Source organism: Solwaraspora sp. WMMB335 (genome assembly GCF_049179075.1).
Taxonomy (GTDB): domain Bacteria; phylum Actinomycetota; class Actinomycetes; order Mycobacteriales; family Micromonosporaceae; genus Micromonospora_E.
In genome coordinates this window covers 4164841-4177033 of sequence record NZ_JBMHMF010000001.1, presented here as the reverse complement: position 1 = coordinate 4177033, position 12193 = coordinate 4164841, and the positions used below count along the sequence as shown (strand labels likewise).

Sequence of the window (12193 nt, the reverse complement as noted above, 5' to 3'; positions counted from 1 at the left end):
CCGGCGCGGGGCGCTGCACGGTGTCGCCGGGTGCGGCAGGATGCCAGGCATGAGTTTGGACCGACCTATCGCACCCGACCCGTACGACCTGCTCCCGCCGGTCGGCTCGTTCACCCTCACCAGCACCGATGTCGCCGAGGGCGAACCGCTGGCCACGGCGCACATCTTCACGGGCGCCGGCGGCGAGAACCTGTCGCCGCAGCTGTCCTGGTCGGGCTTCCCGGCCGAGACCCGGGGCTTCGTGGTCACCTGCTACGACCCGGATGCGCCCACCGGCTGCGGCTTCTGGCATTGGCTGCTGCTCAACCTGCCCGCGTCCGTCACCGAGCTGGCGCGGGGCGCCGGTGCCGATCCGGAGAAGGTGGCGCCGGGCGCGTTCAGCGTCCGCAACGACTTCGGCAACGCCCGCTACGACGGCTCCGCGCCGCCGTCGGGGGACCGGCCGCACCGGTACATCTTCGCGGTGCACGCCCTTGACGTGGACAAGCTGGACGTCGGCCCACAAGCGAGCGCGGCGTACGTCGGGTTCAACCTGACCTTCCACACGCTCGCCCGGGCGACCCTGACCGGCATCTTCCAGAACCCCGGCTGAGCCGACAGCCCAGACCCCCGACGATCTTGGGCATATCGACGAACAAGAGCGACAAGACTCCGCGACAAGTCCAAGATCGCCGGAGGGCTAGGGCTGGGCTAGGGCTGGACGGTGGTGGGCGTGGTGGCGGTGGGGCGGATGCAGCAGCCGGTGCAGATCTTCGGCTCCGGCAGGGTGAAGGCCAGGCAGCAGGTCTTGCGCTGGACGGACAGCGCACCCGCCGCGTCGGGCACCAACTCGATCAGGTCGGCGATGCCCAGGGCGGCCAGAAGCTCGCCGATGGTCTCGGTCGCGGAGCCGGGCAGCGCGTCGGCGGCCTGCAGGACGGCGTACGCGATGCCGGAGGACAGCGAACCGAGCAGCGTGCGGGGGCTCAGCCTGACCTGGCGGTGAATCGTGTCCAGGAGCGGGGTGAAATGCTGGTCGAGCAGCGATACCCGGATGAGGTCGAGCAGCGTCGCCTCGTCCGGTGCGACCAGCACCTCCGACAGCCCGGCCGTGGCCAGCGGATCGCTGGGCAGGACGGCCACCGTCGTACCCCGGCGCAGGCCGATGTCGACCAACGGGCCGGCCTCGTCCAGCCGCACCAGCACGTCGCTCGCCCGCAGCAGCGGCACCCGCCGGGCCGATGCCCAGCCGAGCGCGACCGGTAACGCGACCCAGTAGCTGTACGCCTTCCAGGCCAGCGCGGCGGCGGCGTGGCGCTTGGCCTGCCAACGACCCGCGGCCGAGGCGAGCAGGCCGGCCAGTGCACCGCCATCGATCAGCGCGGTGGCCGGCAGCCAGCCGGCCTCGTCGCGCACCACCAGGCCGGCGTGCAGACCCGGCAGCTCATCGGTGCCGAAGGTGGCCCGCAACGTCGCGGTGATCGGAGCCAGCGGCGTGGCGGCGGATGAGCGGTGACCGATCGCCGTGATCACGATGCGTGACCGTTCGTCTGAGTCGTCGCGATTGCGTAGGAGGCGGCGTACCGGCGGATCTGCGGCCGGTGCTGCTCCTGGCACAACGCTGTCACCTCGGTCTCTCCCACTGTGCTGGACGATCCTTCCGGGGGTGCCTGACGAATCAACACCCTAGACCACTAAGGCTAGCCTAACCAGGGTTCTGACAAACCTCGCCCGATGGAAGCCAGACCGTGACTTTCGGTGACCGGTGTGGTGCGAAGAGCTGAAGCGGTCAAGCCTTGTCAAGGCATGTGTCGGCAACGCGCCATTGCTGGTCCGCCGTTGCGGTCAGAAAGCAGACTGAAGTTCCGCCTGAGGGGACGAATCGCGATGACCAGCTCGCCCATCGACCGTGCCGCGGACACCTTCGCGGCCGAACTCGCCCAGTGGCGCGTGGACCGGGCGATGACCAAGAAGCAGTTGGCTGCCAGGATGGGCTTCGACCCGTCGTACATCAGCCACGTCGAAGGGCGCAGGCACCGCCCGACCGAGGACTTCGCCCGCCGGGCCGAAGCCGTGCTCGGCGCCGGGGGTGCGATCTGGCAACGTTTCCAGGAGTACGACGACCTGCGCGCCAGCCGGACCGTGACGCCGGCACGGGACGCGGCGGTCGCCGAACAGTGGCAGGTACCCGGCACCGGGCTCATCGTCGAGCAGGAGACGGCCGTCCTGAGCTACCGGGACGGCTTCTACCACTGCGCGATCCGGCGTGCGCTCTACAACGCCGGCACCGAGCCGGTGACCCGTTATCCGGTCCGGATCGCGGTGGACCGCTACCCCGACGATCCGCAGCGCTCCAACCGGCACCATCACGACCACCCGCTGACCTTCGCCGAGTTGGACCTGGACGCCGCCTGCGGCGGTACCGGACACCTCGAACCGATGCTCTGGCGAGCCAAGCACGACCGGGACGCCGCCAAGGAAGTCTGGCTGCTGTTCGAGAATTCGCAGGGCCGCTTCCCGCTCTATCCCGGGCAGCGGACCACGATTGAGTACACATATCGGGTGGGACAGGAGAAATGGGGGCAGTGGTTCCAGCGTGCCGTTCGGCTTCCCACCCGACGGCTCACCGTACGGCTGGATTTTCCCACCACCCTCGATCCGCAGGTGTGGGGGGTGGAGACCTCCCTGTCAGCGGAGGACGCCCCGCTGCGTACCCCGCTGCGCCGCCAGGACGTCGACGGTCGTACCGCGCTGGAGTGGTCCACCGAGGTGCCACCGCTCAACGCCCGCTACCGGCTGGAGTGGCGCTTCCGACGTGGCCCGCGCGACCCCGAGGACACCGGCACGCCCGGTTGCGGCGGCGCGGCCGTTGCCACCGGTCCGGTAGCCGACAGCGGGCGGTTGCGGGCGCTCGGGATCGTGCAGCGCGGGGCCGCGATCCTGCGCCAGCCGGCGCGGCCGTTCGACCTGCCCTCCGACGAGGCGATCGCGTTGGACACGATCGCGCGGCTGCGGACGGTCCTGGCCCGGTTGGATCAGCTGCATCCGTTCAGCAAGGGGTTGGGGCTCGCCGCGCCGCAGATCGGACTCCCGTGGGCCGCGGCGGTGGTCCGGCCGCCCGATCCGGGACTCGGTCCGGTCGTACTGCTCAATCCACGCGTCGTCGCCGCCGCCCGGGAGACCGATCAGCAGTACGAAGGATGTCTGTCGTTCTTCGACGTCCGCGGTAGCGTCCCCCGCCCGCTACGCATCGACGTGGAGCACACCGGGCTGGCCGGCGGGCGGATGATCACCTCGTTCGACCGGGCGATGGCCCGGCTGGTCGCGCATGAGATCGACCACCTGGAGGGTCGGCTCTACGTGGACCGTATGCCGCCCGGCGCGGCGTTGGTGCCGGTCGAGGAGTACGGCGGGAGCGGCCACCCCTGGATCTACCTGGGCCTGAATCCCGTGTCGGGTCACACCTCACCGAAGCTGTCGTAGCGGATCCGCTCCGCCGGCACGTCGAGTCCGGCCAACGCGCGCAGGCTGGAGCGCACCATGCCGGCGGAGCCGGAGACGAAGAAGTCGTGTTCGTTCCAGGGTCCGTAACGGGCCAGGACCTCCGGCACGGTGCCGTGCTCACCGCTCCATGTCGGGTCGTCGGTGCAGCACGGCACCACGTTCAGCCAGGGGTAGCCGGTGGCGAGCTGCTTGAGCTGCGACAGGTCGTAGAGGTCGTCGCGGCTACGACCGCCGAGATAGACGTGCACCCAGCGGCTGCGGTTGAACCGGGTCAGTTCGTCGATCAGCGCCTTGACCGGAGCGAAGCCGATCCCGCCGGCCAGGCAGACGATGTCCCGGGGCGAGTCGCGGTCCAGCACCATGGTGCCCATCGGCGCGGCGACGCGCAGCAGGTCGCCGGGGCGTACCCGGCGTACCAGGGCGCTCGACACCCAGCCGCCGACGGCCGCCCGGACGTGGAACTCCAGCACGTTGTCCGGCCGGGGCGCGTTGGCGATCGAATAGGTGCGCCACGACCGGGGCGCGTATCGCGGTGCTTCCACACTCACGTACTGCCCAGCCTGGTACTCCAGCGGATACTGCAGCGGCCGGCAGGTCAGTACGGCGACGTCCGGGCCCCGGCGTTCGTGGCTGAGCACCTCGGCGTGCCAGAACGCCGGCTCGGGATCGCTGCGCGCACCGGTGATCATGTTGGTGGTGAGCAGGTCGAGGGCGTCGGCCCAGGCCTGGTCGTACTCGATGGTCCAGCGGTCGCCGGCGACCGTCCGCAGGGCGGCGACGAAGGAAGTGGCGAAGATCGAGTAGTACGCGGGCTGCACCTGGAACTTGCGATGTGCCCGCCCCAGCGACTGCAGGTAGCCGGCGAACTGCTCCGGATCGTCGATCGACCCGACGGCGGCGACGACGGCCTCGATCAGACGGTGGCGCTGGCCGTCCATGTGCACCGGAAAGAGCTGGCGCAGGCTCGGCTCGGAGAGGAACATCCGGGCGTAGAGATAGCCGGCCACCTGGTCGTGTTCCTCCTCGACCAGGACCCAGCTTTCTTTCAACAACTGCGCGAGGTTGCTCATCTGGACTCGTCTCCGTCACCGTGCCGTCGCTGCTGTCGTATCGGTGAGTCCCAGAGTGAGCACTCTTCGTAGCGGATCGCCGCACAGATTGTGCGACATTGCCCGAGCGCAGCCGCTGCGGCACAGTGGTCCGGTGACGGTTGATCTCGCTGGACCGCCATCGCCGCCATCGCCGCCGACACCGCCGGTGGCCCGACCGGCATCGCCGGCGCCGCGGTTGTTGCGTGCCGAGGTGCTGCTGGTTCTCGGTCTGTCACTCGGCCAGTCGGCCGTGTACGCGCTGGTCACGATCGTGGCGCGGCTGACCGCCGACCGTCCGCTGTCCCAGCAGACGGCGACACTCAACCCGTCCCAGTCGGCCCGGCCCTGGCTCGACCTTACGTACCAACTGCTCGGCATCTTCTTCGCGGTGGTTCCGGTGCTGCTCGCCGTCCATCTGTTGAACCGTGACGAGCGGTTGAACCGTGACGAGGCGGACGCCGACGGTGGTGGCGGGTTCAGCGGCGATGCCATGAACGCCCGGGCCCGGCTCGGGCTCGATGCCCGCTCCCCGCTGCGGGACCTGGGCTGGGGTGCGGCGCTGGCCGCCGCGATCGGCCTGCCGGGGCTCGGGTTGTTCTGGGCTGCCGCGCTGCTCGGTCTCAACGCGAGCGTGGTCCCCGCCGCGTTACCGGATCTGTGGTGGACCGTGCCGGTGCTGATCCTGGCGGCGGCGCAGAACGCGATCCTCGAAGAGGTGATCGTGGTCGGCTACCTGATGACCCGGTTGCGCCAGCTGGGCTGGCGGATCGGCGCGGTGGTCGCCGCGAGCTGCCTGCTGCGCGGCACCTACCACCTGTATCAAGGATTCGGGGCGTTCGTCGGCAACGTGATCATGGGTGTGGTGCTGTCGCTGTTCTTCCTGCGGACCCGACGGGTGATGCCGCTGATCGTCGCGCATGCGCTGCTCGACATCGTGGCCTTCGTCGGCTACGCGCTGCTGCCGAGAGACTGGTTCGGCTGGCTGTGAGGTGGCGTCAACCCGCTGCCACGGTGCGGTAGTGGGTGGTCGCGCGGGCAGCCAGTCGCTCCAGCAGCAGCGTGTCACCGGCCGTGGCGACCAGTGCGCGGGCTCCGGGCAACAGTCTGGCCGGCAAACGCAGCAGCCCCCAACCTCCGGTCGAGCCCGCCGCCCCGGCGAACAGTTGCACCATGCGCTGGGCCACGTCAGCGGCGCGGAGCAGGGGATCCCGCTGATCGGATCCGTGCGGTACGTCGCTGCCGGCACCGGCGGGCTGGCGGGCCGCGCCGAGCGCTGCCTGCGCTACCTCGATATCTGGATGCACGAGGGTCAGCGCCAGCAGTTCCGCCGCCCGCCGCTGGTCGGTCGGATCGACGCGGTACGCGGCGGCCACGTGCAGGACGAGAGCTGCCTGCGTCCAGCCGACAGTGGCGACTTCGAACACCGGGCCGAGCAGGCCGGCCGCCGTGGACGCCGCTGCACCGGCACCGGCGAGCCGGACGAACCGGCGGGCCGCCAGCCGGGCCAGGGCGTCGTCGCTGGCGGCCGGATAGCCGACCCGCATCCGGGCCGCCCAGTCCTGGGCGGCCGGGCCCAGGTGGTCGACGGCGGTCAGCGCGAGCAGTTCCGGGGCGTACTCCGGCCGCGCCAGCAGCGCCGGCAGCACGCGTCGGGGCGTCATGGACCGGTCGGGCTGGGCCGACACCGCTGCCACCGGTTCCGGCGCTGCTGGCGGTTCCGGCGCTGCCACCGGTTCCAGCGCTGCCACCGGTTCAGCCCGTGCGGCTGATTCCGGAGGCGTCTTCTTCGCCGCCGTCTTCTTCGCCTTGGCCGGTGCCGTCTTCTTGGCGGGTGCCGTTTTCTTCGCCGCCTTCTTCGCGGCCTTCTTCGCCGCCGTCACCCTGGCGGCGGGCGCGCCTGGCTCAGACGCGCCCGTCTCGGGTGTCGATGTTCCGGGTGTCGATGTCACCGGCGTTGGTGTCTTTGGCTTCGGCACCTCGGGTGCCGGTGGCACGGGCATCGTGGCCGGCGGCTGGAACAGCACCGGGGCGATGTGCGTCGGGTTTCGCCGGCTCGGCGACCGGCCGGCGGTGGCCGGCTTGTCCGACGCCGGTTCGTCCGTCGCCGACTCGGCTGCCGGGGTGAAGTCGGCCTTCGGCGACCGCGCCCGTGGGGCACGCCGACGTCCGGGCTCTGCGGCAGGCGACTGCTCTCCCATGCTCAGGCAGCCTATCCCGAACCCGCCAGCGACACCCGCCCGACAACCGCCACCAGGCGTACCCGTCCGGCGTTTGCGGCAACGACCAGCGGGTACGCCGGGCAGGTGGCCCGCTATGCCGCTGACGTCGCAGCCCTCGCCAATCCCCTGGTCGGTGCGGACGATCTCGACCCGCTGATCGAGCGGGCCGCCACCGCGCGAGTGGTGATGCTGGGCGAGGCGAGTCACGGCACGCACGAGTTCTACGGCTGGCGAGCGACCATCACCCGTCGCCTCATCACCGAACACGGGTTCTCCTTCGTCGCCGTCGAAGGCGACTGGCCCGACTGCGACCGGGTCGACCGCAGCGTACGAGGCCGTCTCGACGCGCCGCTGGACCCGCGCGACGCGCTGAGCACCTTCGAGCGATGGCCGACCTGGATGTGGGCGAACGACGAGGTGGTCGACTTCTGCCGGTGGCTGCGCCGGCACAACGACTCGGTCACCGAGGCGGCCCGCGTCGGCTTCCACGGCCTGGACGTCTACTCGCTCTGGGAATCCCTCCGAGAGATCCTGGTCTACCTGCACGAACATCGTCCAGACCAGGTGCCGTCAGCGCTGGCCGCGTACCAGTGCTTCGAACCGTACGGCGAGGACCCGCAGGATTACGCCACCGCCCTGCGGCTGGTGCCGGCGGGGTGTGAGGCGGAGGTGGTCGAGCTGCTGATCCGGCTGCGCCAGCAGGCTGTCGCAGACGGCGCGGGCAGCTTCGGCGCCTGGCAGAACGCCGAGGTGGTGGCCGGCGCCGAGCGCTACTACCGGGCGCTGGTCAGTGGCGGCCGACTGTCCTGGAACGTGCGCGATCGGCACATGCACGACACGCTGGATCGGCTCCTCAACCACTACGGTGCCGAGGCGAAGGCGGTGGTCTGGGCGCACAACACCCATGTCGGTGACGCACGGGCGACCGACATGACCGACCTCGGCGAGATCAACATCGGGCAGCTCGCCCGCGAGCGGTACGGGCGCGAACAGGTCCTTCTCGTCGGCTTCGGGACCAACCAGGGCACCGTGGTCGCCGGGGCCGCGTGGGGCGCACCGATGCAGTTGATGTCCGTACCCCCGGCACGGCCCGGTGCCCTGGAATCCGTGCTCGCCGCCGCCGCTCCCGCCGAAGCGCTGTTCGTCTTCCCACCTGACAGGCGCTCCCACCTGCTCACCGACGAGCTGGATCACCGGGCGATCGGTGTGGTCTATCAGCCCCAGTGGGAACGACGGGGCAACTACGTGCCGACAGTTCTCGGCGAACGGTACGACGCCTTCTGCTGGTTCGACCGCAGCCGTGGCGTACGCCCGCTGCGTACCCCGCATGTCGAGTTGCGGGAACCGGAGACCTTTCCGTCCGGGATCTGACCTGTCCGGGATCTGACCCGTGCGGGATCTCAGGTGCGGCCGACCGGCCCGAGCACGGCCGTCTCCATCGACGTCGGATGCAGCAGCACCCACTGCAGCCGGCCCTGGCTGACCAACCCGACCATTTCCGGATGGATTCGCGACAGCCAGCTCTGCGCTTCGGTGAATCCCAGCGCGGACGCGGCCAGCGCCGCCTCGGCGGTGGTCAGCCGCTGCAGCACCACCAAATCGCTGCGGACCAGCGGGTCAAGGTCCCAACTGCCCAGATCGTTGCGTACCACCAGGGTGGTCCGCCACGGCACGCCGCCCTCCGCGGCCGGCGTCATCGACGGCCCGGTGTCGACCACCACCAGTTGCGGCTGTGCCGGTGCCGGCGCTACCGCCGGTTCGTCGCCCGGTGAAAGGAACGAGGCGACTTCCCGACTCAGCCCGCACTGGTGCAGGAACCCGTGCCAGTCCGGCTCGCGGGCGGTCTGGACGAACAGGCGTGCGCCGAGCGCCATCGCTCGCAACGCCAGCAACTGGGCGCAGCGCAATCCGCCGACCAGCAGCATCCGGGTCGGTTCGGGACGGAACATCCGCACCGTGACCGGTCCACCTTGGCGGTTGCGCCCGACGACCAGCCCGTCGCCGCCCGCTCGCAGCCGTACGTCGTCCAGCGCGTCGGGCTCGGCGGTGTGCAGGCCGGCGACCGGCGGCATCGACAGCGGCCCGGTCATCGCGGCATCCTCCGGTGGGTCACGGCAGAAGGCCGCCGAGCGGCAGGGTGACGGCCAGGCCGTGGACGTGCTCACCGTCGATCCGCTCGGTCAGCCCGCCGCTTTCGCGTACCGCGTTGGTCAGCACCTGATCTCCGTTGGTCACGGTAGCCAGGTCACCGGCGGTGAGCCGGACCGCCGCGGACACCGTCACCGCACCGCTGCCCGCCGGCGCCGCCGGATGGCCCGGCTCCCGGGCCACCGCTATGGACACCACGGTGCTGACCATCGGCAACCTGCTCAGCACGTCGTCGAGCTGCCAGGGCAGTTGCGGCCAACGCAGCAGCCGACGGCAGATCTGCGGGGTCGCGCCGCTCCACCACGCCTGCCAGGTCTCGTGCGCCACCGTCCGATTGGCGGCGGTGCCGTACAGGTTTCCAGTGTCGAGCTGACCCGGCAGTTGCGCGAGGTAGCCGATGGCGGTGAACAGGTCGTCCGGTCCGAGCGTGCGGGCCGCGACGCGATCCTGCTTCAGCTGACGCCGGGTACGCCGTACCGCCGAGGCCAGCACCGGCCGTAGCGTCGTGTCGGCGTATCCGTCCACGGTGCGCAACACCTGGATCACCAGCCAGCCACGGCGGTGCGCCGGCACGTCGCCACCGGTGAGCTCGCGGTACGACCGCTCCACCACCCCGCGGTTGGTGCTCGCCCGCGGCGCGGCGGCTACCTGGACCAGCAGTTGGACGGCGACCGGCGGTGCGCCGGGATCCGGCGACGGCAGCAGGCTCACCGGTGACGGAAGGCGTGACGCGGGACCGACGAACAACGAACCGTCGGCGGGGTCGAGTTCCAACACCGCGCACAGCCCACCGCGGTGGCTGACCGCCGCGACGGTGCGTCCACCGATCTCGATCGTGCCGACCGTCACGCTCGGCTCGACGAACCGCAGCAGCTCCGCGGCCCGGTTGCCGCCGCCTGCTGGCAGCCGGCGGCTGCGTGACCGGTAGCGCAGCCATACCGACAACCATTGGTGGAGCCAGCGTCCGCGTAGTCGGATCACGGTCGGCGCCACCAACGGGACCAGCACGGCCGCGGTCACCAGGGCGGCCAGCGGACCGTGCTGGTACGCGGCGAGCACCGCGGCGGCCGCCAACTGCCAGTAGATGAGCTGACCGAGTGTGAACGGCCCGGTGCTCGGCCGGATTCGGCGGGGGCGGATCCGGCGGGCACCGGCGGCTGCGGCCACCTCCGCACCGGCGGCTGCTTTTGTCAGGGTGGCCCGACCACTCGCCGCACCGGCCTGGCCGACCGCATCCGGACCGGCGGCGACCGCCGCTCGATCCGCCGCCGCAGCTGCAGCCGGGGCACCGGCTGCAGCTGCGGCGACAGGTGCGGGTCCGGCGCCGCCGAGCACCGGCGGGGGCGCCGTCGTCGGCGCCGGCCGCTGCGCCGGCAGCGGGTGCTGCGTCGCCGGCTGCCACTGCGGTTGCGCCGACTGCTGCCCGGGTGGTGCGGTAGCCGGGTGGGAGTCCACGGGCCGGCGGGGGTCGGCGGCGGGCTGCTGGTCGGAGGCCATGGTCATCGACTCGTGGCGGTACGTACGTCAGCCTCGGTGACCGTTCTCAGCTCGTCGAGGCTGGGACGCTGTCCGGACTGGCGTAGCCGCTGCGCCTGCGCCTTGCGTACGCCCTCGAAGAGCTTGCGGGCCTCGCGCGCGTTGCCGAAGTTCTCGTCCCGGGGCAGGACCGAGAAGTGCTGCAGCAGTACGTCCGGCACGCCGTGGGCCAGCAGGTATTCGTCGGCTGCCGCCATCCGTTCGATGATCACCACCAGTTGCTGCGGCGAGTAGTTGCCGAACTCGATCGTCTTGGCGAACCGGGACGCCAGCCCCGGGTTGGCGGCCAGGAACTGCGCCATCTCCCCGGTGTAGCCGGCGGCGATGACGGCAATCTCGTCCCGGTGGTCCTCCATCAGCTTCACCAGAGTGTCGATCGCTTCCTGGCCGAAGTCGCCACCGCTGCCGAACGACCGGGACAGGGTGTACGCCTCGTCGATGAACAGCACCCCGCCGGTGGCCTGCTCGAACACCGCTGCGGTCTTCTCCGCGGTGTGCCCGAGGTACTGGCCGACCAGGTCCCGGCGGGACACCTCACGGAACGGCCCACCGGGCAGGGCACCCAGCGCGGCCAGCAACTCGCCGTAGATCCGGGCCACCGTCGTCTTACCGGTCCCCGGTGCCCCGGCGAAGATCAGATGGTGGCTGACCGCGCTCACCGGCAGCCCGGCCCCGCGTCGCCACTCGTTGACCTGAATCTCGTCGATCAGCGCGCGGACCTCGTCCTTGACGCTTTCGAGGCCGACCATCGCGTTTAGGTCGGCCAGCAACTCGTCGGCGCGGGCCTGATCCTGCCCGCCACGGGCGGACTGGGCGGCGGCCGCTCCGTAGACGGCCCGGTTGCCGGCCGGGGCCGTGCTGATCGTCGGGTCCGCGCCCGGCGCGACGTCGATCGCCGGCACGGCGGTGTTCTCGGTGGTGCACTCCTCGACGGATCCGCCACACCCACGGCCGAACGACACCGCCGGACCACGGGTGTCGCGGATCCGGCAGCGACGCAGCACCGGTGCGCTCTGGTGCACGACCGCGACACCGGCGCCGGCGGTCTGGGATATCTCGCAGGTCTCCAATATCGGCTTGCCGTACTGGTAGATGTAGACGCCTCGGCCGCCGCAGCCGGTGATGGTGCTCGCGCGGATGATCGGCGTCGCGCCCATCCGGACGATGATGCCGTCCTCGGCGAGGTCGACGAACTCGCAGCCGTCCACAGTCCCGTCGGCGTCCTCCACCACCAGTCCGTGCCGTGCGCCCCGTACGGTGCAGCGGGTCAGCGAGAAGGTCGACCGGCTACCGACGCTGATGCCGGCCCCGAAGCCGGCGTGCAGCCGGCAACCGGTCATGGTCAACGTAGCCCGGTCCACCGCGATCGTCGGCGCGTCACCTGAACGCAGCACCAGATCGCGCAGGTCGACCGCACCGCCGTTGGCGGCGACCGTCGGATAGCTACCGCCCGAGGCGTCCACGGTGACCGTGTCCGGCCCCTGCGCGGCAACCACGGTGACCCGCCGGTCGTTGACGAACAACGCCTCGTAGTAGGTGCCCGGACCGACCGCGACGACAGCACCGTCCGGGGCCGCCGCGAGCGCGTCACCGATCGACGAATAGGCGCCAGGCTGGTCCGGGGAGACCGGAAGGGTGCGCGTCATGGCTCCGGCTTCGAACGGGCGACGGACAGGGCAATCCGACGATATCTCAGCGCCACCAGGCGGTGGATCC

General features: G+C 71.0%; 10 protein-coding genes. 4 read left to right on the top strand and 6 right to left on the bottom strand.

Features of this window, described 5'->3' with window-relative positions:
• Positions 1-49 precede the first annotated feature (49 nt).
• Positions 50-592: a YbhB/YbcL family Raf kinase inhibitor-like protein gene (locus ACN27F_RS17880; RefSeq protein WP_421434778.1), complete on the top strand. Its 543-nt coding sequence runs from the start codon at positions 50-52 to the stop codon at positions 590-592.
• Between the two features lie 98 nt (positions 593-690).
• On the opposite strand, the gene ACN27F_RS17875 is transcribed toward ACN27F_RS17880, so the two are convergent.
• Positions 691-1509, bottom strand: a complete 819-nt coding sequence (locus ACN27F_RS17875; protein WP_421440282.1) for a hypothetical protein — start codon at positions 1507-1509, stop codon at positions 691-693.
• A 357-nt stretch (positions 1510-1866) separates the two neighbouring features.
• Here ACN27F_RS17875 and ACN27F_RS17870 point away from each other — a divergent pair, with 357 nt between their 5' ends.
• Positions 1867-3462: a peptide deformylase gene (locus ACN27F_RS17870; protein ID WP_421434776.1), complete on the top strand. Its 1596-nt coding sequence runs from the start codon at positions 1867-1869 to the stop codon at positions 3460-3462.
• On the opposite strand, the gene ACN27F_RS17865 is transcribed toward ACN27F_RS17870, so the two are convergent.
• Entirely contained in the window at positions 3438-4553 is a 1116-nt protein-coding gene (locus ACN27F_RS17865) for a globin domain-containing protein (protein ID WP_421434774.1), read from the bottom strand. The two genes, ACN27F_RS17870 and ACN27F_RS17865, sit on opposite strands and share 25 nt — an antisense overlap.
• A gap of 187 nt (positions 4554-4740) precedes the next feature.
• Here ACN27F_RS17865 and ACN27F_RS17860 point away from each other — a divergent pair, with 187 nt between their 5' ends.
• Entirely contained in the window at positions 4741-5562 is an 822-nt protein-coding gene (locus ACN27F_RS17860; RefSeq protein WP_421440280.1) for a CPBP family intramembrane glutamic endopeptidase, read from the top strand.
• Between the two features lie 7 nt (positions 5563-5569).
• On the opposite strand, the gene ACN27F_RS17855 is transcribed toward ACN27F_RS17860, so the two are convergent.
• Positions 5570-6772 (bottom strand): hypothetical protein, encoded by a 1203-nt coding sequence (locus tag ACN27F_RS17855; RefSeq protein WP_421434772.1) that lies wholly within the window; start codon positions 6770-6772, stop codon positions 5570-5572.
• Positions 6773-6877: 105 nt separating this feature from the next.
• Here ACN27F_RS17855 and ACN27F_RS17850 point away from each other — a divergent pair, with 105 nt between their 5' ends.
• Entirely contained in the window at positions 6878-8164 is a 1287-nt protein-coding gene (locus ACN27F_RS17850) for an erythromycin esterase family protein (protein ID WP_421434770.1), read from the top strand.
• A 29-nt stretch (positions 8165-8193) separates the two neighbouring features.
• Here ACN27F_RS17850 and ACN27F_RS17845 read toward each other — a convergent pair whose 3' ends face one another.
• From ACN27F_RS17845 to ACN27F_RS17835, 3 genes are read right to left on the bottom strand one after another with little or no spacing between them, the layout of a single operon-like run.
• The gene (locus tag ACN27F_RS17845) at positions 8194-8883 is read right to left on the bottom strand and encodes a hypothetical protein (protein ID WP_421434768.1); all 690 of its coding nucleotides are present in this window, start codon (positions 8881-8883) and stop codon (positions 8194-8196) included.
• A 19-nt stretch (positions 8884-8902) separates the two neighbouring features.
• On the bottom strand, positions 8903-10444 hold the full coding sequence (gene eccE / locus ACN27F_RS17840; RefSeq protein WP_421434766.1) for a type VII secretion protein EccE: 1542 nt from the start codon (positions 10442-10444) through the stop codon (positions 8903-8905).
• Complete coding sequence (locus ACN27F_RS17835; RefSeq protein WP_421434764.1) at positions 10441-12123, bottom strand: right-handed parallel beta-helix repeat-containing protein; 1683 nt, start codon at positions 12121-12123, stop codon at positions 10441-10443. Before ACN27F_RS17835 ends, eccE begins: the two co-directional genes overlap by 4 nt.
• Between the last annotated feature and the right edge of the window lie 70 nt (positions 12124-12193).

Excerpts from the sequence above, each read along its gene's own strand:
- ACN27F_RS17880 (WP_421434778.1), top strand. The coding sequence starts at position 50 with ATGAGTTTGGACCGACCTATCGCACCCGACCCGTACGACCTGCTCCCG.
- ACN27F_RS17870 (WP_421434776.1), top strand. The coding sequence starts at position 1,867 with ATGACCAGCTCGCCCATCGACCGTGCCGCGGACACCTTCGCGGCCGAA.
- ACN27F_RS17865 (WP_421434774.1), bottom strand. The coding sequence starts at position 4,553 with ATGAGCAACCTCGCGCAGTTGTTGAAAGAAAGCTGGGTCCTGGTCGAG.
- ACN27F_RS17855 (WP_421434772.1), bottom strand. The coding sequence starts at position 6,772 with ATGGGAGAGCAGTCGCCTGCCGCAGAGCCCGGACGTCGGCGTGCCCCA.
- ACN27F_RS17845 (WP_421434768.1), bottom strand. The coding sequence starts at position 8,883 with ATGACCGGGCCGCTGTCGATGCCGCCGGTCGCCGGCCTGCACACCGCC.
- eccE (WP_421434766.1), bottom strand. The coding sequence starts at position 10,444 with ATGACCATGGCCTCCGACCAGCAGCCCGCCGCCGACCCCCGCCGGCCC.
- ACN27F_RS17835 (WP_421434764.1), bottom strand. The coding sequence starts at position 12,123 with ATGACGCGCACCCTTCCGGTCTCCCCGGACCAGCCTGGCGCCTATTCG.